This is a genomic window from Streptomyces sp. NPDC048415 (genome assembly GCF_040651675.1).
Taxonomy (GTDB): domain Bacteria; phylum Actinomycetota; class Actinomycetes; order Streptomycetales; family Streptomycetaceae; genus Streptomyces.
Genome location: NZ_JBEZKJ010000014.1, coordinates 70,991 through 93,972, shown reverse-complemented (window position 1 = coordinate 93,972; position 22,982 = coordinate 70,991). Strand labels below are relative to the sequence as shown.

Below are 22,982 nucleotides of genomic sequence, written 5' to 3'. Positions count from 1 at the left end.
CGCCGGCTCTACGTCACTGGCTCGGGACTCCGGTCGTATGTGACCGGTGAGCGGTCCCGCGTTTACGCTCCCGGTGCTGGACCGGGGCCAGGCGTCCCCGGAAACGGGCCCGTGAGACAGCGTGCCCGAGCGCTGGCGCCCCGACCCGGTGTCGGTGCCGGTTTCGTGGCCGGTGTCCGGGGTGGAGTCGGAAGGCGCCCCGAGAGGCCCGTGCGGGCCGAACCCCTCCGGGAGCGCTCCGAGTTGGTCGAAGACCTCGATCAGCTCGTCGTCGGGGCCCGGCTCGGGCAGCAACTCGGCAGCCGAGGCGAGCGCCTTGCGCGCCCCCGTGGCGGTGCGGAACCGCGCGTGCGGGTCGGGCTGCAGCAGCGTGGCCACGACCTGCCACAGCGGTTCCGGTATGCCCCGAGGAGCGGACGGCGTGCCGTTCTCGGAGAAGTACTCGATCAGCGCCTTGGCATCGGGTTTGGCGCCCTCCAGCAGATACAGGGCGACCAGGGCCACGGCGAACAGATCGGCCGGGAAGTCCGGTTCAGCACCCATCATCTGCTCGGGAGCGAGGTAACCCGGCGTTCCGACCACGTAGTTGGTCTCCGTCAGCCGGGGCTCGCCCAACCGCATCGCGATGCCGAAGTCGGACAGGCGCAGCCGTGGCCGTGCGGTGCCGGTCGCTTCGAGCAGCACGTTGGCGGGTTTGATGTCCCGGTGCACGACCCCCTCCGCATGCACGGCGGCGACGCCCGCAAGCAGCTGGTCGAGCAGGACGCAGACGAACGAAGGAGGCAGCGGGCCGTAGTCGTTGACCAGGTGGACCAGAGAGCCCCCGGCGACCAGATCCATGGTGAACAGGACCTTGTCGTCGTCGGCGGCCCAGCTGGCGGGAGCCAGCACATGGGGATGGTCGATCCGCAGCGCCTGCTCCCGCACGAAACGCAGCAGCGCGTGCGCGTCGCTCTGCTGCAGCACCTTGGCGGCCACATACCGCCGCCGCCGGTGGTCCCAGGCGCGCCAGACCGCACCGACTCCCCCGCGTCCGATCGGGTCGACCAGTTCGTACCGGCCGGCGAAGACCTCACCCATCGTCGTGCGTCGCTCCCCTTCGGCGGTCGGTCCGGAGGCCTCTTCCGAGGTGCCCGGCTGCCTGACGTGCGGCGGCTGGAAGCTGTAACGGGCCTCCCGCGACCGGGCGTTCGGCGGCCGGGCGGCCTGCTCAGCTCTGGTGGGACTGGTAGTGCGCGACCGCGTCGGAGGTACGGCCGGCGCCGTAGACCCGGAGGAACTCTGCCAGTTCCGGGTGGCTCGGGGCGAGGGTGTCCGCCGCGTCGATGATGTCCCCGGCGGCTGCCACCGAGCGCAGCAGCGACTGGATCTCCCGGACCACACGCTTGACCGTGGGCGCTCCCGAACTGGTCGTCGACTGCGTGGTGTTGCTCAGCACCGATCCCCCCTGCGACCTCTTGATCTCGTCCATGCGCTCGGTCGCCTCGGCGGCGCTGACGCTGCCGTCGGCGACCTGCCCCGCCAGGTCCTGCAGCAGCTGCACTCGCTGGACCACCGCGGGATTGCCGATCTTGGCGCGCTGACCGCTCATCAGCTGCGACAGCATGGGCGCGGACAGCCCCAGCACCCCGGCGAGACGCGCCTGGTTGAGCCCCAGATCGTCGATGAGCCTACGGAAGAGCGCCCCCAGCGGCTCCCCGTACCAGTTCCGCTGCAGCTCCCGGGCTCTTGCGGTCGCTTCCTGCTGTGCGGCGTCCATTGCGTCTCCCCATCGCTTCCCCAAATACCGCGGTTCGCTGTAGCGAACCACGTCGAGCATCCTACGGAGAGTGGTCGTCCACGGGGAGCCCCCATCTTTTTGCGAGATCCCGGCGATGACCCGGTACTCTGGTCTGCGACGCTCGTCGGCAGGGTGTTTCTGCGGTCGGACGTTCCTCTTACGGGGCCTTAGCTCAGTTGGTAGAGCGCTGTCTTTGCATGGCAGATGTCAGGGGTTCGACTCCCCTAGGCTCCACACCTCGGACCGGTCAGACGCCCCTCGCGGCGGCCTGGCCGGTTTTTTTATGCCCATTTTCTCCCCCGTGCGGTGACCTGAGTCACGGGATGATCTTTGCATGCGTTGCATTTCTTTGCGCAAACAAGTCCGGGGTGCGATGTCCGCATGCACGCCGTTCCGACGGTCGGTGTCGGCACGCGCTGGACGTACGTCCGTGCGGATGCCTTGTGTGGGCTGGCGGGAGCGGTGCCGTGTAGCCGGACCATCGCATTCCGTCAACAAAGTCTGCACGGATCCTGCACGCGGGGGCCGTTGCAAACGTCATCGAGGGGTTGTGCGTAAATCACCCCGCGCCGGCGTCATCGCCCGTTCCACGTGAAACATCGCCGTGGGGCAGAAGACGAAGTCTCCTGCCCCACGGCGATGTTGAGGACGGGTTCAGTGGCGGTCGTCGCGGTCCGCCGCTTCCTCGTCGGCTTCCTTGGCCTGAACCTCGGGATCGAGAGTGGGCTGACCGCTACCGTCGACCGACGCCAGGCGCTCACCCACCGGGACCTCGGTTGCGGCGGGCGGCTCGACCAGCCAGTCGGGGTTGGCCTGCTTGTCCCACCACTTCCAGGCGGCGAAAGCGCCACCCGCCAGAACGCCCAGGACGGCCAGCCCCTTCGCGAGACGGCCGGCCTTCGCCCGCCGCTCGTGCTTGCGGACCAGCTTCTGGATTTCCTTCGACGAGACCTGGCCGCGCAGCGCGGCCACCGCCGCCGCACCGCGTGATACAGCCTCCTCCCGAACGGGCTGGGCCGCGGCCACCGCCTGCTCGATCCTCGGCTTGGAATAGTCGGCGGCCTGACGAGCCGCCTTGCGGGTACGGACGGCGGCCACATGAGCGGCCTGGTCGACCTTCGGCGGCACATGCGTGCGAGCCTGCGTACGGGCCTGCTCAAAACGCGGCGCGAGATGGGCGTCGTACTGCACGCGGGCCTGTCCAGCGGCCTGCGACACCTTCGGCGCGAGCCGGACGCGCGCCTCGTGCGCATACTGCGAGGCCCTGTCCTTGGCCGTGTCGGCGTAAGGCGCCACCACTTCCGCGGCGTGCAGCACGCTGTCCTTCGCCGAGCCGGTCGCGGCGCGCACGCTGTCAATGCGGGTCACGGGTTTCCTCCTCCTCGGTGGCGTACGTCGGGGGTCCGGGTACCCCCAATGACACACAGTTCACCTTTCCACCCTTATCGGGATCATGCCCGCCCGAGCGGTCCGGGGCATGTGAGGGCGGGCATCCGGGTCACGGGTACTTGAATCAGGGTGACTCCGAACCGAGAGCCGGTCAGGTGTCGATCAAGTGAGATAGCGGATGAATACGGGGCAACAGGAGCTTGTCGTCGACAATGCCACGGATCGCCGCGACGCGCCCCCGTCCCGGGGCCACTCGACTGTATTTCTGCAAGCACGACGCCCCGGCATTCGCCCAGAGGTGGTGGTCGGGCGACGAGCGGCGCCGACCATGCGAGGATCGGGGAGTCAAAAGAAGGCAACGGAAGGCAGATCGTGGCTGAGCAGCTTTACGCCACCCTGAAGACCAACCACGGCGACATCGCAGTCCGGCTGCTGCCGAACCACGCGCCCAAGACGGTCCGGAACTTCGTCGAGCTTGCCAAGGGCGAGCGTGAGTGGGTCAACCCGGAGACGGGCGCGAAGTCCACGGACAAGCTCTACGACGGCACGGTCTTCCACCGGGTGATCAGCGGTTTCATGATCCAGGGCGGTGACCCGCTGGGCAACGGCACCGGCGGTCCCGGCTACCAGTTCGAGGACGAGTTCCACCCGGACCTCGCCTTCGACAAGCCCTACCTGCTGGCCATGGCCAACGCCGGCCCGGGCACCAATGGCTCGCAGTTCTTCATCACCGTCTCCCCGACGGCCTGGCTGACCCGCAAGCACACCATCTTCGGCGAGGTCACCGACGCGGCCAGCCAGAAGGTCGTGGACACCATCGCGAGCGCCCAGACCAACCCGCGCACCGACCGCCCGGTCAACGACGTCGTCATCGAGTCGGTCGTTGTCGAGACCCGCGAGGGCTGAGCCCGCGGGCTCGCACCACGGACTTACTGGACTCGCAGCGCCGAGTCCGACCACCGGACTCTCAGCGCCGAGTCCGAAGGCTCCCGCAGGGAACCAAACGCCCCGTTCATCCGTAAGGATGGACGGGGCGGCGCGTTGCGCACACAAGCCCCGTGAGCCCGCGCGCGGGCCGTCGTACGGAGATTGAGGGGACCCCATGGACGAGGCGCCAGGCAGCCCGCAGGGCCCGCGGGACCAGGGACCGCAGGACGCCCAGAGCCTGCCCACCTGCTACCGGCACCCGGACCGCGAGACCGGCATCCGCTGTGCCCGCTGCGAGCGCCCGATCTGCCCCGAGTGCATGGTCAGCGCCTCCGTCGGCTTCCAGTGCCCCGAGTGCGTCCGCGGCGGCTCCGGCACCGGCCACTCCCCGGCCGCCACCCAGCCCCGCACCCTCGCCGGCGGCACCGTCACCGCCGACCCCCGGCTCGTCACCAAAATCCTGATCGGCGTCAACCTCGCCGTCTTCCTGGTCCAGCTGTCGGTAGGCGACAGCTTCACCGACCACTTCGACCTCTTCGGCCGCGCCTGGCTCTCCGGGCAGCTGCAAGGCGTCGCCGAAGGCCAGTGGTACCGGATGCTCACGGCGATGTTCCTGCACGGCAGCTACATCCACATCCTGTTCAACATGCTCAGCCTCTGGTGGATCGGCGGCCCCCTGGAAGCGGCCCTCGGCCGCGCCCGCTACGTCGCCCTCTACTTCGTCTCGGGCCTCGCAGGCAGCGCGCTCACCTACCTCATCGCCGCCCCCAACCAGCCGTCGCTCGGCGCCTCCGGCGCGATCTTCGGCCTGTTCGGCGCGACCGCCGTCCTCATGCGCCGGCTCAACTACGACATGCGTCCTGTCATCGCCCTGCTGGTGATCAACCTGATCTTCACCTTCGGGTGGAGCAACATCGCCTGGCAGGCGCACATCGGCGGCCTCGTCGGCGGCGTGCTCATCGGCTACACGATGGTCCACGCGCCGCGCGAGCGCCGGAACCTTATCCAGTACGGCGTGTGTGCTCTGGTCCTGGCCGCTGTGGTGGTCGCGGCGCTGGTCAGGACCGCTCAGCTCACCTGAGAGACCGATGTTGTCCACAGATCGTGGCGGATCTTGTGCATGCTGTACGGGAACAGCTGTGCCCCCTGTCGCTGACCCGAGTTTCCCCAGGTCGGACAGGGGGCGAACAGGCTTACGGATCCCGGTAGGTCAGTCACACCGGCGTCAACCTCGGATGAGTTATCCACAGATCGTCGTTCTTTTTCCACCGCTGTGGACGACTGTGGACGGTAGCTGTGGATAACTCAGTGGATAGCCCTGGGCAGAGCTACTTCCCTGGGGCTTTCCAGGGCCTTCCGAGCCGCTACTTCCACTGCGTGGAGACGCCGAATCCCGCCGCGATGAAGCCGAAGCCGACCACGATGTTCCAGTTGTCGAGGGCGTCGATCGGCAGGGAGCCGTCCGTCACATAGAAGATGACGATCCAGGCGAGGCCGATGAGGAACATGGCCAGCATGACCGGTGCGACCCAGCCGCGACTGGTCAGCTTGATATTGGTCGCCTGCTTCGCCGGGGGCGGCGTGTAGTCGGCCTTCTTGCGGATACGTGACTTCGGCACGAGGGTCTCTCCTGTCGATGCGCTGCGTGGCCGCGCAGGGAACTGGGGCGGGCTCCGGGGCAGCGTACAAGGGGACACTGAGCGCTCCCCCGGGCGTCCGTTAGCGTAGTGCTTCCGCGGCGCCGAAGGAGATAAGGGTACGTTGAGCAATTCTGCCGACTCCCCCGGGACGGGTTCCAGTCCTGCCGGTACGCGCCGTTTCCGGCCTGTACGCGTACTGACCGCGGCCGTGTTCGCCCTGGCCGGCCTTATTTTCTTCACCAGCTTCAATACGGCCAAGGGCACCAATATCCGCACGGACACGTCTTTGCTGAAGCTCTCCGACCTGATCCAGGAGCGCAGCCACAAGAACGCGTCGCTGGACGACTCCAACGGTGTCCTGCGCGACGAGGTGGACGGGCTCGCAGGGCGCGAGGACGGCAGCAGCAAGGCCGAGGACGCCAAGCTCGCCGCCCTGGAGAAGAACGCGGGCACCCAGAAGCTCAAGGGCAAGGCTGTCACGGTCACCCTCAACGACGCCCCGCCGAACGCCACGGCCAAGCTGCCCGGCTATCCCGAGCCGCAGCCCGACTACCTGGTCATCCACCAGCAGGATCTGCAGGCGGTGGTGAACGCCCTGTGGCAGGGCGGCGCCCAGGGCATCAAGGTGATGGACCAGCGCCTGATCTCCACGAGCGCCGTGCGCTGCGTCGGCAACACCCTGATCCTCCAGGGCCGCGTCTACTCACCCCCGTACAAGATCACCGCCGTCGGGGACCCGCAGAAGCTGCAAGACGCGCTCGCCGCGTCCAAGGCGATCCAGAACTACATGGTGTACGTCAACGTCTACGGGCTCGGCTGGAAAGTCGAGGAGAACGGGACGGTGACTCTTCCCGGCTACTCGGGCACAGTGGATCTCCACTACGCGAAGCCCGTGGAGTAACTGCCGCCGGGGGGACCTTGTGTCGGTGCGAGTGGTCGTCAGGACGATCAGTGAACTGTGCATCACCGTGGGCACCCTGATCGTGCTCTTCGTGGTCTACCTGCTGTTCTGGACGGGTGTGAAGGCCGACAGCGCGATGGACCACCAGATCGATGTGCTGCAGAAGCAGTGGTCGAAGGGGGCGGTGGCCCAGGAGTCGAGGGCTCCCTCGGACACCATGGCCACCGAGAGCCCGAAGGCGCCCGGTGCCTATGGATACGGCAAGCCCTTCGCGGTGATGTACATCCCGCGTCTTGGTTTCACGTGGAACAAGCCCGTGCTCGAGGGCACGGCCACGGACGTCCTGAAGAACGGGCTCGGGCACTACCGGGGCACCGCCCAGCTCGGCCAGGAGGGCAACTTCTCGATCGCCGGCCACCGGCGCACGTACGGGGACCCCTTCAAGGACTTTCCGAAGCTGCGCCGCGGCGACGCGGTGGTGCTGACGGATGGGACGACCTGGTTCACGTATCGGATCGACAAAGGCCCCTACAAGACGCTGCCCTCGGACATTGAGGTGATCGACCCCGTGCCACGTAAGTCGGGGTACACGCGGCCGGGCCGCTATCTCACGCTGACCACCTGCGATCCGGAGTGGGGGCACAGTCACCGGCTGATCGTCTGGGCGCATCTTGATTCCACACAGCCTGTGGAGGCCGGGAAACCGCGGGCTCTGCGCCGTTAGTCTGGTGCGGTACGGCGACGGAAGGGACGGCATGTACGGCTGGATCTGGCGGAATCTGCCGGGGAATGTATGGGTGAGGGCGCTGATCTCACTCGTACTGGTCCTCGCGGTGGTCTACGTGCTGTTCCAGTACGTCTTCCCGTGGGCCGAACCGCTGCTTCCCTTCAACGATGTGACGGTGGACAACCAGTGAGCGCGCGGATCCTCGTCGTGGACAACTACGACAGCTTCGTCTTCAACCTGGTCCAGTACCTGTATCAGCTGGGCGCCGAGTGCGAGGTACTGCGCAACGACGAGGTGTCGACCGCGCACGCCCAGGACGGCTTCGACGGGGTGCTCCTGTCACCGGGCCCGGGCGCTCCCGAGCAGGCAGGGGTCTGTATCGACATGGTCCGGCACTGCGCCACGACGGGCGTCCCCGTCTTCGGTGTCTGCCTCGGAATGCAGTCGATGCAGGTGGCGTACGGCGGTGTGGTGGACCGCGCGCCCGAGCTGCTGCACGGCAAGACGTCCCTGGTGGAGCACGAGGGCAGGGGGGTCTTCGCGGGCCTGCCGTCGCCCTTCACCGCGACGCGCTATCACTCCCTGGCGGCAGAGCCGGCGACCGTCCCCGCCGAGCTGGAGGTCACGGCCCGTACGCACGACGGGATCGTCATGGGCCTCAGACACCGTGCACTGCCCGTCGAAGGCGTGCAGTTCCACCCCGAGTCGGTGCTGACCGAGCACGGGCACCGGATGCTCGCCAACTGGTTGGTGGAGTGCGGCGACCAGGGGGCCGTGGCGAGGTCGGCGGGGCTCGCCCCGGTGGTGGGCAGGGCCACGGCGTGACCGCGCTGCGCCCCGAGCGCGACAGCTCTCCCTACGGCGGCGAGGCCGCGTACGGGGGCGGCGACGCGTTCGAGGTTGCGGGTGCCGGTGCTCTTGAAGGCACGGGTGCTTTTGAGGCGGCGGTCGACCGGCTTGCCGACCCGCTGACGGATCCGCTGCCGGGGCAGCCGCGGAGAGGGCAGCAGGAGGAGTGGTACGACCCGGAGGGGTACGCGCGCGACTGGTACCCGGGTCAGGGACAGGGGCAGGGGCAGGGGCAGGGACGGCGGCGAGCGCAGATGCCTGCGCCGCCGCAGCCGCAGCAGGTGGAGGAGCGGCCGTCTCCGCCGTCGTACGAGGAGACGTACACCCCGCCGTACGAGGAGCCGGTGGCCGTCCCGTACGGCGAACCGGTCGCCGCTCCCTACGAGGAGCCGGTCGTCGCGCCCCTGCCGCTGGACGACGAGACGGTGGCGCTGCGGATCCCGGACGCACCGGACAAGCCGCGAATAAGCGAGAGCGGGGCCGTTCCCGCCTCCGGGGGCCGTGCGGCGCGGCGCAAGGCGGCCCGGCGCCATGGGCGGCGTGGAGGCGCTCACGACCCTCTGGAGTCCCAGGAGCCCCACGAGGCCCGGAAGTCGGCGGACAAGGCCGCTGGGGCGCCTCTCAGCCGTCTGGAGGCCCGCCGGGCGGCGCGCGCACGGAAACCCGGTGCGGGCGTCATCGCGAGTCGGTTGATCGGCGAGGTGTTCATCACCACCGGCGTGCTGATGCTGCTGTTCGTGACCTACCAGTTGTGGTGGTCGAACGTGCGGGCGCACCAGCAGGCGGGCAGCGCGGCGCACCACCTTCAGCAGGACTGGGCGAGCGGCAAGCGGACCCCGGGAACCTTCGCACCCGGGCAGGGGTTCGCCATCCTGCACATTCCGACGCTGGACGTGGTCGCGCCGATCGCGGAGGGCACCAGCAAGACGCAGGTGCTCGACCGCGGGATGGTGGGCCACTACGGCGAGGGCGCGACCAAGACGGCGATGCCGGACGCCAAGACGGGCAACTTCGGGCTGGCGGGGCATCGCAACACGCACGGGGAGCCGTTCCGGTACATCAACCGGCTCAAGCCGGGCGATGAGATCGTGGTGGAGACGCAGGACGACTACTACGTCTACGAGATGACGTCGATCCTGCCGGTGACGCAGCCGAGCAATACGAGCGTGCTCGACCCGGTTCCCAAGGGGTCGACTTTCACCAAGCCGGGCCGCTACATCACACTGACCACCTGTACGCCGGAGTTCACCAGCAAGTACCGGATGATCGTCTGGGGCAAGATGGTCGAGGACCGGCCGCGCAGCAAGGGAAAGCCGGACGCGCTCGTCAGCTGAGAGCACGTGGGTAAGCCTGAGACAACCTGAGACAGACCAGACGGGGCAGATGCACAGTGGCAGCGAGGACCGACCACGACGAGCGCGCCGAATCGGAAGCCGAGGCAGAGTTGGCCGCGCCCGCACCGCGACGCCGCCGCTTCGGCCGTATCGCGATGGCGGTCAGCGTCTTCGGTGAACTCCTCATCAGCGCGGGTCTGGTGCTCGGCCTGTTCGTCGTCTACTCGCTGTGGTGGACGAACGTCGTCGCGGACCGGCAGGCGCACCAGCAGGCCGACAAGGTCCGCGACAACTGGGCGCAGGACAAGGGCGGTCCCGGCGCGCTGGACACCAAGGAAGGCATCGGCTTCCTGCACGTCCCCGCGATGAAGAACGGCGAGGTGCTCGTGGAGAAGGGCACCTCGACCGAGGTCCTCAACGACGGCGTCGCCGGCTACTACACGGACCCCGTCAAGGCATCCCTGCCGATGACCGACAAGAACGGCAACTTCACCCTCGCCGCGCACCGCGACGGCCATGGTGCCAAGTTCCACAACATCGACAAGATCAGGACGGGCGACCCGGTCGTCTTCGAGACCAAGGACAACTGGTACGTCTACAAGGTCTTCGCGATCCTCCCGGAGACCTCGAAGTACAACGTCAAGGTCCTCCAGTCGGTCCCCACACAGTCCGGCAAGAAGAAGCCGGGCCACTACATCACCCTGACGACCTGCACGCCGGTGTACACCTCCCGCTACCGCTATGTGGTGTGGGGCGAACTGGAGCGGGTGGACAAGGTGAACAGCGACCGGACTCCGCCGAAGGAACTGGGCTGAGGCGACTGAACTCCTGCGAGGCGGGTGCCGCACTCCTGCGAGGCGGGTGCCGCACTCCTGCGAGGCGGGTGCCGCGACGGCTGTACCTCCGTCGTCCTACTCGTGGTCGTGTGCGTCAGGCACACACAGCAGAGCCCTGGCCCCCGGAGAGGGGGTCAGGGCTCTGCTGTTCTGGAAGGCGGGTCAGTCCTTGCCTCGGGCGGTGCTTCAGCCGCTGGTGCCGCCGAATATGTTCGTGCCGCCGTTGTTGTTGCCGCCGTTGTTTCCGTTGCCCAAGGTGGTGAGCGTGACCGTCGTGTTGTCGGGGGAGTCGACCGGGGAGTTCCCGGCCGGGTCCTGACTGATGACGATCGCGTTGTCGCTCTGGTCGCTGCCGTCCGCGAACTGGATGGAGTTGAATCCGGCCTGCTGCAGGGTCTGCTTGGCCTGCTTCACGGTCTGGCTGACGACGCTCGGCACGGCCGTCTGGGCCTTGGCCTTGCCGATCTGGATCGACACCTTGGAGCCGGGGTCCGCCTGGGTGTTGGCCGCCGGGGACGTCTGGATGACCTTGCCGACCAAGTTGGCGTCGTTCGTCTCGACCTCGGTGCATTCGCCGATGAGGTTGCTGGCCGTCATCTGCTGCGTGGCCACGTCACAGGTCTTGCCGGTGACGTCGGGGACCGTGACCTGCTTCTTCTCCTTGGCGACAGTCAGGGTGATCGTCGAGCCCTTCTGCACCTCTTTGCCGAGCTTCGGGGTCTGATCCAGAACCAGGTTCGGGGACTCGGTCGACTCCTCGTACTTCGTCTTCACCTTGAACTGGTATTCGTCGCCCCCGAGCAGCGTCGTGGCCTCGTCCAAGCTCTTGCCGGTGACGTTCGGCACTGCCACCTTCGGCGCCCCGGTCGACACGACCACATTGACCGTGTCGCCCTTCTTCACCTGCGTGCCCGCGCTCGGATTCTGGGAGCAGACGTTGCCCTTCGGTTCCTTCTCGCAGGGTTTGTTGGTGGACGTGAGCTTCAGTTCGCGGTTCTGCGCCATCTTCTTGGCGTCGTCGTAGGTCTGGCTCACGAAGTTGGGCGCATCGAACGAGTCGTTACTCGCCCCGTTCCCCGTAACCGCCCACTTGCCAATCAAGATCGCGCCGATAAGCACCAGCACCCCTGCCACGATCAGGAGGATCGTCGAGGTGTTCGACTTCTTCTGGCGGCGGCGGTCAGGGCGGTCGTCGTAGCCGTAGCTGCCGTCGTCCGGGTTCATCGGGGGGAGCATGGAGGTCGCCTGCGCGTCGGTGGAGCGCAGGGCCGTGGTCGGCTGGTCGTCGGGGTAGCCGCCGTAGCCGACCGAGCCCATGGCGGCCGTCGCGGCGACGGGCTGGCCGTCGAGGCAGGCCTCGATGTCGGCGCGCATCTCGTCGGCGGACTGGTAGCGGTAGTCCGGGTCCTTGACCAGGGCCTTCAACACGATCGCGTCCATCTCGGGCGTGATCTCGGGGTCGAAGACCGACGGGGGCTGCGCTTCCTCACGTACGTGCTGGTACGCGACCGCGACGGGAGAGTCGCCGATGAAGGGCGGCCGGACCGTCAGCAGCTCGTAGAGCAGGCAGCCGGTCGAGTAGAGGTCCGAGCGGGCGTCGACCTGCTCGCCCTTCGCCTGCTCGGGCGAGAGGTACTGGGCCGTGCCGATGACCGCCGCGGTCTGCGTCATCGTCATGCCGGAGTCGCCCATGGCGCGGGCGATGCCGAAGTCCATGACCTTGACCTGGCCATTGCGCGTGAGCATGACGTTGGCCGGCTTGATGTCGCGGTGGACGATGCCGTTTCTGTGGGAGTACTCCAGGGCCTGGAGGATCCCGATGGTCATCTCCATGGCGCGTTCGGGCAGCAGCTTGCGGCCCGAGTGCAGCAGCTCGCGCAGCGTGGACCCGTCGACGTACTCCATCACGATGTACGGGATGGAGGTGCCGTCGATGTAGTCCTCACCCGTGTCGTACACGGCGACGATCGCGGGATGGTTGAGCGAGGCGGCCGACTGGGCCTCCCGGCGGAACCGGGCCTGGAACGACGGGTCGCGTGCGAGGTCGGCCCGCAGCGTCTTCACCGCCACGGTGCGGCCGAGCCGGGTGTCATGCGCGAGGTAGACCTCGGCCATGCCACCACGGCCGAGCACCTGGCCCAGCTCGTACCGGCCGCCGAGGCGACGCGGCTCTTCCATAGCTACCTACCAGCCCTCTCCGTCGGTCCCGACCGCACCTTTGTGTGGTCCGGCGGTGTGCCGTCCGGGCATACCGTACCCGGCTCGCCTTCTGTGACCTGGCCAAGACCGTCAGCCGATACAGGACCGGTATCCCAACGTGCACCGATGTGAAGGAGACGTGATGGGGGTCACTTCTTGCTGTCGATGACTGCCTTCATCACGTCCTTCGCGATCGGCGCGGCGAGACCGCCACCCGTGATGTCGTCACGGTTGGCGCTCTCGTCCTCGACCACCACGGCGACGGCGACCGGAGAGCTGCCGTCGCTGAGCTTGGCGTAGGAGATGAACCAGGCGTAGGGGTTCTCGCTGTTGGCGACGCCGTGCTGGGCGGTACCGGTCTTGCCGCCGACGGTGACGCCGTTCTCGTTGATCTGGCCCTTTTTGCCGGTGCCGTCCTTGACGACCGTCTCCATCATCGACTGCAGGATCTGGGCGTTCGCCTGCGAGAGCGGCTTGCTCAGTTCCTGCGGCTTGGTCTGCTCGATGACGTCCAGGTTGTGGGTGCTCAGCTCGCTGACCATGTACGGCTTCATCAGGGTGCCGTTGTTGGCGACGGCGGAGGCGACCATGGCCATCTGCAGCGGGGTCGCGGCGGTCTCGAACTGCCCGATGGAGCTGAGCGCGGTCTGCGGCTTGTCCATGCTCTTGGGGAAGTTGGAGGCGGCGGCGCGCACCGGGGTGTCCAGCTTGTCCTCGTTGAAGCCGAACTTCTCGGCCTCCGCGAGCATCTTGTCCTTGCCGAGGTCGGCGCCGATCTTTCCGAAGACGGTGTTGCAGGAGACCCGCAGCGCGACGCGCATGGTGGCGTTCTCGCAGGGGATGTTCCCCTCGTTCTTCAGCTCGGTCCTGGTGTTCGGCAGGGTGTACGGCAGCGGGGAGGAGGTCTTCTGGTCCGCGGAGGTGTACAGCCCGTTCTCCAGGGCGGCGGCCGCGGTGACCACCTTGAAGGTGGAGCCCGGCGGGTAGGTCTCACGCAGCGCCCGGTTGAGCATCGGCTCGTCGCGGTCGTTCTTCTTCTGGAGCTTCTTCCAGGCCTGCGCGTCGCTGTCGGAGGTCCCGGCGAACGTCGAGGGGTCGTACGACGGTGTGGAGGCGAGCGCCAGGATCGCACCGGTCTGCGGGTCGATCGCGGCGACGGCGCCCTTGCCCTGCCTCAGCAGACCCTTGTACGCGGCATTCTGCGCGGCGGCGTTGAGGGTGGTGACGACGTTGCCGCCCTGCTTCTTCTTGCCCGTGATCATGTCGAGGGTGTTGCGGAAGAAGAGCCGGTCGTCGTTGCCGGTGAGGATGCCGTCGTCGAGATTCTCGAGCTGGTTGGCGCCGAAGGACTGTGAGGCGAACCCGGTGACGGGGGCCCACATCGCGCCGTTCTTGTAGGTGCGCTTGTACTCGAAGTTGTTGAGATTGTTCTGGTTGCTCTTGGTGGAGCCGGTGATCGGGTTGCCGTCGACGATGATGTCGCCGCGCGGGGTGGCGTAGCGCGCGATGGCGACGCGGCGGTTCTTGTCGTCGCTGCTGAGGGTGTCGGCCTGGACGTACTGGAGCCAGTTGTCGCGGATGAGCAGGGCGAGGACGAGGAGCCCGCAGAAGATCGCGATCCGGCGCAGGGGCTTGTTCACGGGCGGACCACCTGGGTCATCTCGGCGTCGGGGTTCGGGGCAGGGGCGGGCGCCGGTCGCCGCGCGGTGTCACTGATGCGGATCAGGATGGCGATCAGCGCCCAGTTGGCGATGACCGAGGAACCGCCGGACGCGAGGAACGGCATGGTCATACCAGTCAGCGGGATCAGGCCCATGACGCCGCCGGCGACGACGAAGACCTGGAGGGCGAAGGCGCCGGAGAGGCCCACGGCGAGGAGCTTGCCGAAGGGGTCGCGGGCCGCGAGGGCCGTGCGGACGCCGCGCTCGACGATGAGGCCGTAGAGCACCAGGATCGCCATGATTCCGGCGAGGCCCAGCTCCTCGCCGAAGGTGGCGAGGATGAAGTCGGAGTTGGCGGCGAACCGGATGAGGTCGGAGTGGCCCTGGCCGAGCCCGGTGCCGAGGGTGCCGCCGGAGCCGAAGGCCCACAGGGCCTGCATGGCCTGCCCGGAGTGGAGGATACCGTCGTGGGTCACGGTCTGGCTGAGCGTGTACTCGCGCATCGGGTTGAGCCAGGCCTGGACGCGCGTCTGGATGTGCGGTTCGAAGGTGGCCACGCCGACGGCGCCGGCCGCGGACATCAGCAGACCGAAGACGATCCAGCTGGTCCGCTCGGTGGCGACGTACAGCATGATCACGAACATGCCGAAGAACAGCAGCGACGTACCGAGGTCGGTCTCGAAGACGAGGATCAGGATGGAGATGAACCAGACGACCAGGATCGGCCCGAGGTCGCGCCCGCGCGGCAGGTACAGGCCCATCACGCGGCGGCTGGCGAGCGCGAGCGCGTCGCGCTTGACCATCAGGTAGCCGGCGAAGAAGACCGCGAGGACGATCTTCGCGAACTCACCGGGCTGGATGGAGAATCCGGCTACCGAGATCCAGATCTTGGCACCGTAGATGTTGGCGCCCAGACCCGGCACCAGGGGCAGCAGCAGCAGCACCAGGGCCGCGACCATCGAGATGTAGGTGTAGCGCTGCAGGACGCGGTGGTCCTTGAGGAAGACCAGCACGACGACGAACAGGGCGATGCCGAGCGCCGTGTACATCAGCTGGCGGGGCGCGGCGCTTCCGGCCTGATGGATCGACTGGAGCAGCTTCGACTGGTCGAGCCGCCAGATGACCACGAGCCCCAGGCCGTTGAGCAGCGTCGCCACCGGCAGCAGCAGCGGGTCGGCGTACGGCGCGAACTTGCGGACGACGAGATGGCCGACGCCGGCCAGCAGGCCGAGGCCGAGGCCGTAGCTCAGCAGGCCGGGCGGGACCTTGTCGTTGATGGCGAGGCCTACGTTGGCGTAGGCGAACACCGGGATGACAACGGCGAACACCAGCAGCGCCAGCTCGGTGTTGCGTCGGCTCGGTGTGCCGATCGAGCCGATCGTGGACGTGTGGTGTGTCGGCGTGTTCGTACTACTGCTCATCGTGTGACAGGGCCCCTCACGGCTGCTTACTGCTTACCGCACAGCGAGACCAGCTTCTGCTCTTCGTCGGAGAGGCTGGGGCCGGGTGTGGGAGTGGGTGCGGTCGCGGACTTGGACGAGGACGCTGAAGGGTTCGGGGACGGGCTGGATGTGGCCTTGGACGTCTGGGAGGTCTGTGTGGTTCCCGTGGTCCCGCCGGCCTGGCCCTCACCGGTCTTCGCGTTGTTCTCGGTCTCGGCGGCGCGGCGCTGAGCGTCCTTCTTGCACGCGGAGGCCTGCACGGCGAGCTCGTCGATCTTCGTCTGGGCGTCGCTGAGGCCGCCCTCGGCGATGGTCGCCTGGACCTGCTTCTGCTGGTACGGCGGCAGGTACTTGAGTTCGATCTCGGGGTGATCCTTCTCCACCTTCGAGAGCGAGACCCAGGCCAGGTCCTGGCTGATGCCCCGGTAGAGGGCGACGTGCTGGTCCTGGGCGCCGACGTAGTACTGCGTCTGCGTCCAGCGGTAGCCGCCGTACAGGCCGCCGCCGATGACGGCGAGCGCCAGCGTGATGTAGAGGGATCTCTTCAGCCACTTGCGTCCGGCGCGCGGCTTGACGAAGTCCTCGTCGGAGTAGTCGCCGAAGCCGCCGGTGGGTACGTAGCCGGTGGTGTCGCCGCTGCCGGGCGGGCCGAACTCGCCGCCGCCGCCCTGTCCGGGAACCGGCCGGCCGAGGCTGGAGGCGCGGCCCGCGGGTGTCTGCATGGCGCCGTTGTCGTGCAGCTGGTGCTGGTTCTCGGCGACCGCGCCGACGACGACCGGGGTGTCGGAGAGCTGCCCGGCGAGGGTGTCTCCGGAGTCGATGTCGAGGACGTCGGCGATGATGACCGTGATGTTGTCGGGGCCGCCGCCGCGCAGTGCGAGCTGGATCAGCTCCTGCACGGTTTCCTGCGGGCCCTGGTAGCTGGCGAGGGTGTCCTCCATCGTCTGATGGGAGACGACGCCGCTGAGGCCGTCGGAGCAGATCAGGTACCGGTCGCCCGCCCGGACCTCGCGGATGGAGAGGTCGGGCTCGACATGGTCGCCACTGCCCAGCGCGCGCATCAGCAGGGAGCGCTGCGGGTGGGTGGTGGCCTCTTCCTCGGTGATGCGTCCCTCGTCGACGAGGCGCTGCACCCAGGTGTGGTCCTGGGTGATCTGCGTCAGTACGCCGTCACGCAGCAGGTAGGCGCGGGAGTCGCCGACGTGGACGAGGCCGAGGCGCTGGCCGGTCCACAGCAGGGCGGTGAGCGTGGTGCCCATGCCCTCGAGCTGGGGGTCCTCCTCGACCATCATCCTGAGCTGGTCGTTGGCGCGCTGCACCGCGGTGCCGAGCGAGGTGAGGATGTCGGAGCCGGGCACGTCGTCGTCGAGCGCGACGATGGTGGAGATCACCTCGGAGCTGGCGACCTCACCGGCGGCCTGGCCGCCCATTCCGTCGGCGATCGCGAGCAGGCGGGGACCGGCGTAGCCCGAGTCCTCGTTGCCCTCGCGGATCATGCCTTTGTGCGATCCGGCGGCGAAGCGCAGTGACAGACTCATGCGCACCTCGCCCGTCGGCTCCGGGTACATCCGCACGGTGCCCACCCTCCGGTCGGGAGCGCGCCGGGGTCCGTCGTGTGGACCGCCGCTGCGTGCTCGCTCCGCTCGCTCATTGTCGTACTACTTCCGCAGCTCGATGACGGTCTTGCCGATGCGGATCGGCGCGCCCAGCGGAACGGGCGTGGGGGTCGTCAGCCGGCTCCGGTCGAGATACGTGCCGTTGGTGGAGCCGAGGTCTTCGACGATCCACTGGCCGTCCCGGTCCGGGTAGATCCTGGCATGCCTGCTGGAGGCGTAGTCGTCGTCCAGCACGATGGTGCTGTCGTGGGCGCGGCCCAGCGTGATGGTCTGCCCCTGCAGCGCCACCGTCGTACCCGTGAGGGTGCCTTCGGAGACGACCAGCTTGGTGGGGGCGCCGCGGCGCTGGCGACCACTGCCGCTCGGCGGCGCCTGCTGGCGCTGCGGCGGCGGCGCGGCCTGGCGCGCGGCCGGCTGCGGCCTGTTGGCGTCCCGGCGCGAGCCGCGCTGTGTGACGCGCGTTCCGAACAGGTCGCTACGGATGACCTGCACGGCCACGATCACGAACAGCCACAGTACGGCCAGGAAACCCAGCCGCATGACCGTGAGGGTCAGCTCTGACATTGCCCCCGCTTCACCCTTCGGCTTGCCGGTAAATGATGGTGGTGCTGCCCACGACGATCCGCGAGCCGTCGCGGAGCGTAGCGCGGGTGGTGTGCTGCCCGTCCACCACGATGCCGTTGGTGGACCCGAGATCCTGGATCGTCGAGGGCGTTCCGGTCCGGATCTCACAGTGCCGGCGGGAGACGCCGGGATCGTCGATCCGCACGTCGGCTTCGGTGCTGCGGCCCAGCACCAGCGTCGGGCGGGAGATCTGATGGCGGGTGCCGTTGATCTCGATCCAGTGCCGTGTACGGGCGCCGGGCCCCGGGCCGGCCGGCGGCCGGGCACCCATGGGCGCGGCGCCGGGACGGCCGCCGGGTGGCGGCGCGGACGGCATGGGAGGAGCGGCCGCGGGCGGGTAGCCGTAGCCGCCCTGGCCGCGGGGGGCCACGGGGGCCGGGCCCGCGGGGGCGCGCTCGGGTGCCTGGCCGGCGGAGGAGGCGAGCGTACGGCTGCGGACCCGGTACAGGCCGGTGTCGAGGTCGTCCGCCTTCTCCAGATGGACCTTGATGGGGCCCATGAAGGTGTAGCGCTGCTGCTTGGCGTAGTCACGGACCATGCCGGCGAGTTCGTCGCCGAGCTGGCCCGAGTAGGGGCTGAGGCGCTCGAAGTCCGGCGTGCTCAGCTCCACGATGAAGTCATTGGGGACGACGGTCCGGTCGCGGTTCCAGATCGTGGCGTTGTTGTCGCACTCCCGCTGGAGAGCTCCCGCGATCTCCACGGGCTGGACCTCGGACTTGAACACCTTGGCGAAGGTGCCGTTGACCAGACCTTCGAGACGCTGCTCGAACTTCTTCAGGACTCCCATGGGGCACCTCCTCCTTCGTAGCCGTCCTGGTACAGCTTGCTGTCGTCTTCCTGGCCCTGCTGGTACTGCTTACTGATCGTATCCACGCGTCGGGAAATCGGCTGGTTCCCCCTGTCGGCCCGGTCGACGGGTGTCGACGGCTTCCGAAGTCCCCTCCCGAAGTTCCCTCCGGGGCCCCTCTTCGAACTCCTCCCGGCACTACTCCTGCGCGCTGTTCTGCCAAGGATCGTAGAGGTGGCCCGTCACCAGTGTCCCGCACCTGACTGTGCGGCCCGTCCGGCTTCTGGGGAGATGGCCAGGACCGGTACGAGGTTGATACGTGAACCGGTTCTGGCTGAGACGTGCGGTGCGGCCTGCGGTGCTGCACGGGAAAAGGGGTGTGAGTCCACCCGTGGCACCGTGCTAATCTTCTGCATGTCGGCAGGCGCTCGCACCACTCGGTGGGAGACGGACGACACACCCAATGCGCGGGTGGCGGAATAGGCAGACGCGCTGGATTCAGGTTCCAGTGCCCGCAAGGGCGTGGGGGTTCAACTCCCCCCTCGCGCACAGATGGACGGGCCCCGTCAGGACGAAAGTTCTGACGGGGCCCGTCTCTCGTTGTGGCGATGGGCTGCTGCGGCCCGGACAGCGGCTTGGCAGGGCTCTGACGGTGAGGTATCTCACGGTCGGGGCCCCGCTTTTCGTGCTGCTGGTTGTTCGCCGGGGTGGTGCTGGGCCGGCGGCGGGCGGCCCGGTCAGGCAGCTGTCACCGGATGGCCTGTGGGTGTTCAGCTCCCGCGGTCTTTGGTTGTGCACCGGTGATGGGCGCGGCGGCGTGGACGCTCGCCACCGAGCCAGCGCTAGCGACTGAAGCATCGTCTGGGCCGCGATGCCGCGATGCCGCGATGCCGCGATGCCGCGATGCCGCGATGCCGGGGTGCCGCGATTCCGCGATGCGGCGTGAGCCCGCAGCTTCGATGCCCTCGATCAGTGGGTTGTTCGCGTAGCCGTTGTAGCCCTCGACGCTGTTGCGGGGCAGGAAGTAGGCCTTCCGCCATTCCGGGCCGCCGCGCTTCAGGGCCTGCCAGCGCTTGGCGCCGGTTTCGCTGACGGTGATCGTGCGCTGGCGGCAGACATGATTGGCCCCGCTGGGTTGGGCTCCGGGTCGACGAGGGGGAGCCCGCGGCCGAGGGTATGTGTGGCTTGATGGGGCACTGAGCCAGGGCTAGCAGCCGTTCTGTGGCGCTTCCCGGCCCTGCACGAGGCTTGCATCGCGGCCTCATTGCGCAGTGTCCGGCTTCGACACCGTCACCACGGTGCCCAGCGTCAGCGGCCGCGCGGAGCATTCCCTCGGCGCCCTGGTCGCCGAAATGGTCGGTGTCACCCGCGGCCGCCACGGCGACCCGCTTACACCGGCGCCGGGCGCAGCCGCGCTCGGCCGCAACGTCTCAGCTGAGCGCTACACCTCCTCAGCGCTCCGGGGGCTCCGGCTGGGATGACCGGCAGGCAGTTCGATGGGCCGGATCGTAGAAACGAATCAGCTGGTCAGCGCACTACCTCTTGATCACTCAAGTCGGTGAACCATCCCATCGGCCAGAAACATGATCGTGGCGGCGGAGTTCTTTCCGGTCGGAAGAGATTCTTCGCCGGAGGGGATTGTTCATGGTCGCGCTCTATCGATCCAGGCTTTTCACGGCCCTTGCTGGCGCGTGCGCTCTCGTGCTGACGAGTTCCTCGGTGGCGCAGGCCGGCGCTGTCGGGTCGACCCCTGTCCGGACCTTCGAGTACAGCGTTGGCGGGATGACGATGAAGGTTCCGACCGGCTGCTTGTTCACACACATCATCCGAGGCGGCGGGAAGAAGATCGCCTACCAGAACGCAGGCGTCGACTGCGCCTTTGTCGGCGCGCTGAGCAGCGGGTTCTGCAACTGGCGGATCGACTTCACGTACGCCGACACCAACAACACGACCTATCGGACGTCCCGAGGGCGGACGCATCCCGAGTGCAAGATCGATCCGGTGAGGAACAACTCTCCCCAGACGTTGCCTCGTTATGGAAAGGCGTGTGCGCATCTCTACGTCAATGGGGTGCGGCGGGTGAGTCAGTGCCACCACATCACGAAGTGAGCCGTTCATGATCGATCAACAGCATGGGCAGGAACAGCCGGGGGAGGCGCGACGGCGGTCGGCTGGGGTCGCCGCGTTCGTGGCGGGTCTCGTAGCGACACTCGCCTTCTTCGCCTTCTTCCCTGGACTCCCGCACGTCATTGACTGGGGGGCGATCGCTGTCTCCGTCCTGGTAGGAGCGCTCGCCCGATGGGTTTGCCAGTCCTGGAGCGGAAAGAGGAGCAGTGAGAGAAGGTGAGTTCGGGAGTCGTTACGCGGGCCGTCGACGTGCCCCTTGTGGCTACTGAGTGCGGACGTCGTGCGGATGCCAGCCGCTCGGGGCCTTGACGCACCTGGGCTGCGCCGTGGGAAATCTGCTGCGACAGCGCGGGAACGATCTACGTGCCGGACTCTCTCGTTATCCGTGTAGCCGACCCTGCGGTGAGGTATCTCACGGTCGGGGCCTCAGCGGGAGCGGGCGAGGCGACCACGTCGTCATCCAGACGTCCGCCCTGTTCGACAGTCATCTGCTGGCGGTGGCCGTCTCCCTGCGCGGGCGGCGTGCCTGTGATGATCTCCCTGCAGCTGGATGCCAGTACGGTCACCCTGATGGCGGCCCGGCTCAAGCAGCCGTGGCTGGTCCACGATGTCGAGACCGCGGGCAACACCGTGGAGATCTCACCGGTCGACGACCCCGCAAGCCCCATGCGGGGATGATCGGGGCCACCGAGGTGAGAGCAACCGCACCGGTGTCCGGTACGCGTCATCCGGTCACAAGCTGTGGATCGGCGGGCGCACCCGCGACGTAACGGGTGCGCACGGTCGAGTTCTTCCGGGGCGTGGCGAACCCCATCGGCGTCAAACCGGACCATGAGGCCTCGGCCGATACCGCGTTGCGCCTCATCGGCCCTCTGGACCCGATCGCCTGGTCGGCCGGCTCACCTTCATCACGCGCATGGGCAAGGAGGGTACGGGACCTGCTGCCTCTCCTCGTTGAGAAGGTGAGCGCTTCCGGCGCGCGGCCGGCCTGGGTGTGCGACCCCATGCACGGCAAGACGTTCGACGCGCCGCCCGGCCACAAGAGGCGCCGTCTCGAGGACGTCCTCGATGAGATACGGGGCTTCCTCGAGGCGCACAGGCGCCTCGGCACCCGTCCGGGCGGGGTGCACAGAGATGACCGGCGAGGCCGTCACCGAATGCGTGGGCGGGAGCGAGGACGTCACCTTCGAGGACCTGCCCTCCCGGCACGAGTCGACGTGCGCCCCCCGTCTGCGCAGAGGGCAGTCGCTCGACCCGGCCCCCGGCATCCCCGAACGGTCGGCCACCGGGCCGGGAATCGCGCGGTGGCCGGGAATCGCGCGGCGGCTACGCGGCGAGGCGCTCGGTGACCTCCTTGGCCTTGGCGGCCGCGGCGTCGAGGGCCTGGGTGCGGGAGGCCTCGAAGAGGGGGACCAGCTCGGACATCGCCGGGTTGTGCGGGGCCATGGTGAGCTCAGGAACGATGAAGTGGAGGTCCAGGGCGAGGGTGTCGGCGAGGATCGCCGTCAGGTAGTTCTGCACGTACTCGTACGGCTCGCGCGGGGTGCCCGGCGCGTAGGAGCCGCCGCGGCTGGCGACGACGGTGACCGGGGTGCCCTTGACCTTCGACTCCTCGGTCATGGCGGTGCGGCCGATGAGGACCACGTTGTCCAGCCACGCCTTGAGGGTCGAGGGGATCGCGAAGTTGTACATGGGCGCGCCGATCAGGATCGCGTCCGCCCGCTCCAACTCCTCGATGAGCTGCACGCGCTCGGCGAAGGCCGCGGCCTGCTCGGGGGTGTGCGCGTCCGGGGCGGCGAAACCGGCGGTGTGGGCGTCGGCGGTGATGTGCGGCACGGGCTCGGCGGCGAGGTCGCGGTAGATGACCGTGCCCTGCGGGTGCTGCTCCTCCCAGGTCTTGCGGAAGGCGTCCGTCACCGCGCGGGAGGCGGAGGCCGGGCCCGGGAACACGGACGAGTCGAGGTGGAGGAGGGTGGCCATGGGGTTCTCCAAGTTGATCGAGGTCATATCGGTGTCATCGGAGGCGGGTGGGCTTCCGACCGGGTGTCAGCGGAGCCGGAGCCGGCCCGATGTCGTCGGGGTTGGCGAGGGCTTCCGTTTCGTACTCAACTAGAGATAACACAGCTACTTACTTTTTTTCATC

General features: G+C 68.1%; 22 protein-coding genes, 2 tRNA genes and 1 pseudogene. 14 read left to right on the top strand and 11 right to left on the bottom strand.

All coding sequences use genetic code 11. From position 1 onward, the window contains the following. On the bottom strand, positions 1-1,080 hold a 1,080-nt coding region (locus AB0D27_RS12970), incomplete at its 3' end, for a serine/threonine-protein kinase (protein WP_362506347.1). 130 nt (positions 1,081-1,210) lie between these two features. Next, entirely contained in the window at positions 1,211-1,759 is a 549-nt protein-coding gene (locus tag AB0D27_RS12965) for a DNA-binding protein (protein WP_362506345.1), read from the bottom strand. A 182-nt stretch (positions 1,760-1,941) separates the two neighbouring features. Between AB0D27_RS12965 and AB0D27_RS12960 the strand changes: the two genes are divergently transcribed. After that, positions 1,942-2,014 (top strand) — tRNA-Ala (locus AB0D27_RS12960). Between the two features lie 420 nt (positions 2,015-2,434). On the opposite strand, the gene AB0D27_RS12955 is transcribed toward AB0D27_RS12960, so the two are convergent. Then, positions 2,435-3,148: a DUF5324 family protein gene (locus AB0D27_RS12955; protein ID WP_362506342.1), complete on the bottom strand. Its 714-nt coding sequence runs from the start codon at positions 3,146-3,148 to the stop codon at positions 2,435-2,437. 393 nt (positions 3,149-3,541) lie between these two features. Between AB0D27_RS12955 and AB0D27_RS12950 the strand changes: the two genes are divergently transcribed. Further along, complete coding sequence (locus tag AB0D27_RS12950) at positions 3,542-4,075, top strand: peptidylprolyl isomerase (RefSeq protein ID WP_362506339.1); 534 nt, start codon at positions 3,542-3,544, stop codon at positions 4,073-4,075. 196 nt (positions 4,076-4,271) lie between these two features. Next, entirely contained in the window at positions 4,272-5,177 is a 906-nt protein-coding gene (locus AB0D27_RS12945) for a rhomboid family intramembrane serine protease (protein WP_362506336.1), read from the top strand. Positions 5,178-5,460: 283 nt separating this feature from the next. Here AB0D27_RS12945 and crgA read toward each other — a convergent pair whose 3' ends face one another. Further along, positions 5,461-5,715: a cell division protein CrgA gene (gene crgA / locus AB0D27_RS12940; protein ID WP_099502056.1), complete on the bottom strand. Its 255-nt coding sequence runs from the start codon at positions 5,713-5,715 to the stop codon at positions 5,461-5,463. A gap of 142 nt (positions 5,716-5,857) precedes the next feature. Here crgA and AB0D27_RS12935 point away from each other — a divergent pair, with 142 nt between their 5' ends. The 6 genes from AB0D27_RS12935 (at position 5,858) to AB0D27_RS12910 (ending at position 10,362) form a co-directional block, all read left to right on the top strand. Beyond that, positions 5,858-6,637, top strand: a complete 780-nt coding sequence (locus AB0D27_RS12935; RefSeq protein ID WP_362506333.1) for a DUF881 domain-containing protein — start codon at positions 5,858-5,860, stop codon at positions 6,635-6,637. Between the two features lie 25 nt (positions 6,638-6,662). Beyond that, a complete protein-coding gene (locus tag AB0D27_RS12930; protein ID WP_362506331.1) occupies positions 6,663-7,361 on the top strand; it encodes a class E sortase in 699 nt (232 codons plus the stop codon). Between the two features lie 31 nt (positions 7,362-7,392). After that, positions 7,393-7,554: a hypothetical protein gene (locus AB0D27_RS12925; protein ID WP_362506328.1), complete on the top strand. Its 162-nt coding sequence runs from the start codon at positions 7,393-7,395 to the stop codon at positions 7,552-7,554. Continuing rightward, positions 7,551-8,189: an aminodeoxychorismate/anthranilate synthase component II gene (locus AB0D27_RS12920; protein WP_362506325.1), complete on the top strand. Its 639-nt coding sequence runs from the start codon at positions 7,551-7,553 to the stop codon at positions 8,187-8,189. Before AB0D27_RS12925 ends, AB0D27_RS12920 begins: the two co-directional genes overlap by 4 nt. Next, positions 8,186-9,547 carry a class E sortase gene (locus AB0D27_RS12915; RefSeq protein WP_362506322.1) on the top strand — a complete coding sequence of 454 codons (1,362 nt, stop codon included), beginning with the start codon at positions 8,186-8,188 and terminating at the stop codon, positions 9,545-9,547. The genes AB0D27_RS12920 and AB0D27_RS12915 overlap by 4 nt, the downstream gene beginning before the upstream one ends. A gap of 110 nt (positions 9,548-9,657) precedes the next feature. Further along, entirely contained in the window at positions 9,658-10,362 is a 705-nt protein-coding gene (locus AB0D27_RS12910; protein WP_362506446.1) for a class E sortase, read from the top strand. 207 nt (positions 10,363-10,569) lie between these two features. Here the strand turns inward: AB0D27_RS12910 and pknB are convergent, their stop codons facing one another. The 6 genes from pknB to AB0D27_RS12880 all read right to left on the bottom strand — a co-directional run bounded on the left by pknB (position 10,570) and on the right by AB0D27_RS12880 (position 18,712). After that, positions 10,570-12,561, bottom strand: a complete 1,992-nt coding sequence (pknB, locus tag AB0D27_RS12905; protein ID WP_362506319.1) for a Stk1 family PASTA domain-containing Ser/Thr kinase — start codon at positions 12,559-12,561, stop codon at positions 10,570-10,572. A 170-nt stretch (positions 12,562-12,731) separates the two neighbouring features. After that, positions 12,732-14,222: a penicillin-binding transpeptidase domain-containing protein gene (locus AB0D27_RS12900; protein ID WP_362506316.1), complete on the bottom strand. Its 1,491-nt coding sequence runs from the start codon at positions 14,220-14,222 to the stop codon at positions 12,732-12,734. Next, positions 14,219-15,664: an FtsW/RodA/SpoVE family cell cycle protein gene (locus tag AB0D27_RS12895; protein WP_362506313.1), complete on the bottom strand. Its 1,446-nt coding sequence runs from the start codon at positions 15,662-15,664 to the stop codon at positions 14,219-14,221. The genes AB0D27_RS12900 and AB0D27_RS12895 overlap by 4 nt, the downstream gene beginning before the upstream one ends. Positions 15,665-15,690: 26 nt before the next feature. Beyond that, positions 15,691-17,253 carry a Stp1/IreP family PP2C-type Ser/Thr phosphatase gene (locus AB0D27_RS12890; protein WP_362506443.1) on the bottom strand — a complete coding sequence of 521 codons (1,563 nt, stop codon included), beginning with the start codon at positions 17,251-17,253 and terminating at the stop codon, positions 15,691-15,693. Between the two features lie 90 nt (positions 17,254-17,343). Then, positions 17,344-17,865: an FHA domain-containing protein gene (locus AB0D27_RS12885; RefSeq protein ID WP_362506310.1), complete on the bottom strand. Its 522-nt coding sequence runs from the start codon at positions 17,863-17,865 to the stop codon at positions 17,344-17,346. A gap of 10 nt (positions 17,866-17,875) precedes the next feature. Further along, on the bottom strand, positions 17,876-18,712 hold the full coding sequence (locus AB0D27_RS12880; protein ID WP_362506307.1) for a DUF3662 and FHA domain-containing protein: 837 nt from the start codon (positions 18,710-18,712) through the stop codon (positions 17,876-17,878). Positions 18,713-19,177: 465 nt separating this feature from the next. Between AB0D27_RS12880 and AB0D27_RS12875 the strand changes: the two genes are divergently transcribed. The 5 genes and pseudogenes from AB0D27_RS12875 to AB0D27_RS12855 form a co-directional block, all read left to right on the top strand. Next, a tRNA-Leu gene (locus tag AB0D27_RS12875) sits at positions 19,178-19,261 on the top strand. Between the two features lie 722 nt (positions 19,262-19,983). Further along, complete coding sequence (locus tag AB0D27_RS12870) at positions 19,984-20,193, top strand: hypothetical protein (protein ID WP_362506304.1); 210 nt, start codon at positions 19,984-19,986, stop codon at positions 20,191-20,193. A gap of 301 nt (positions 20,194-20,494) precedes the next feature. After that, positions 20,495-20,821 carry a hypothetical protein gene (locus AB0D27_RS12865; RefSeq protein WP_362506301.1) on the top strand — a complete coding sequence of 109 codons (327 nt, stop codon included), beginning with the start codon at positions 20,495-20,497 and terminating at the stop codon, positions 20,819-20,821. Between the two features lie 549 nt (positions 20,822-21,370). Continuing rightward, on the top strand, positions 21,371-21,517 hold the full coding sequence (locus tag AB0D27_RS12860) for a hypothetical protein (protein ID WP_362506298.1): 147 nt from the start codon (positions 21,371-21,373) through the stop codon (positions 21,515-21,517). A gap of 95 nt (positions 21,518-21,612) precedes the next feature. Next, positions 21,613-22,039 (top strand): annotated as a pseudogene (locus tag AB0D27_RS12855) (3-deoxy-7-phosphoheptulonate synthase); the annotation flags it as partial. A 126-nt stretch (positions 22,040-22,165) separates the two neighbouring features. On the opposite strand, the gene AB0D27_RS12850 reads toward AB0D27_RS12855, so the two are convergent. Next, positions 22,166-22,819: an NAD(P)H-dependent oxidoreductase gene (locus tag AB0D27_RS12850; protein WP_362506440.1), complete on the bottom strand. Its 654-nt coding sequence runs from the start codon at positions 22,817-22,819 to the stop codon at positions 22,166-22,168. Positions 22,820-22,982 lie beyond the last annotated feature (163 nt).

What these genes read in the sequence shown, in the direction of transcription:
- AB0D27_RS12965 (WP_362506345.1), bottom strand. Translation starts at nt 1,759, where the DNA reads ATGGACGCCGCACAGCAGGAAGCGACCGCAAGAGCCCGGGAGCTGCAG.
- AB0D27_RS12945 (WP_362506336.1), top strand. Translation starts at nt 4,272, where the DNA reads ATGGACGAGGCGCCAGGCAGCCCGCAGGGCCCGCGGGACCAGGGACCG.
- AB0D27_RS12925 (WP_362506328.1), top strand. Translation starts at nt 7,393, where the DNA reads ATGTACGGCTGGATCTGGCGGAATCTGCCGGGGAATGTATGGGTGAGG.
- pknB (WP_362506319.1), bottom strand. Translation starts at nt 12,561, where the DNA reads ATGGAAGAGCCGCGTCGCCTCGGCGGCCGGTACGAGCTGGGCCAGGTG.
- AB0D27_RS12895 (WP_362506313.1), bottom strand. Translation starts at nt 15,664, where the DNA reads ATGAGCAGTAGTACGAACACGCCGACACACCACACGTCCACGATCGGC.
- AB0D27_RS12890 (WP_362506443.1), bottom strand. Translation starts at nt 17,253, where the DNA reads ATGTACCCGGAGCCGACGGGCGAGGTGCGCATGAGTCTGTCACTGCGC.
- AB0D27_RS12885 (WP_362506310.1), bottom strand. Translation starts at nt 17,865, where the DNA reads ATGTCAGAGCTGACCCTCACGGTCATGCGGCTGGGTTTCCTGGCCGTA.
- AB0D27_RS12880 (WP_362506307.1), bottom strand. Translation starts at nt 18,712, where the DNA reads ATGGGAGTCCTGAAGAAGTTCGAGCAGCGTCTCGAAGGTCTGGTCAAC.
- AB0D27_RS12865 (WP_362506301.1), top strand. Translation starts at nt 20,495, where the DNA reads ATGACGATGAAGGTTCCGACCGGCTGCTTGTTCACACACATCATCCGA.
- AB0D27_RS12860 (WP_362506298.1), top strand. Translation starts at nt 21,371, where the DNA reads ATGATCTCCCTGCAGCTGGATGCCAGTACGGTCACCCTGATGGCGGCC.
- AB0D27_RS12850 (WP_362506440.1), bottom strand. Translation starts at nt 22,819, where the DNA reads ATGGCCACCCTCCTCCACCTCGACTCGTCCGTGTTCCCGGGCCCGGCC.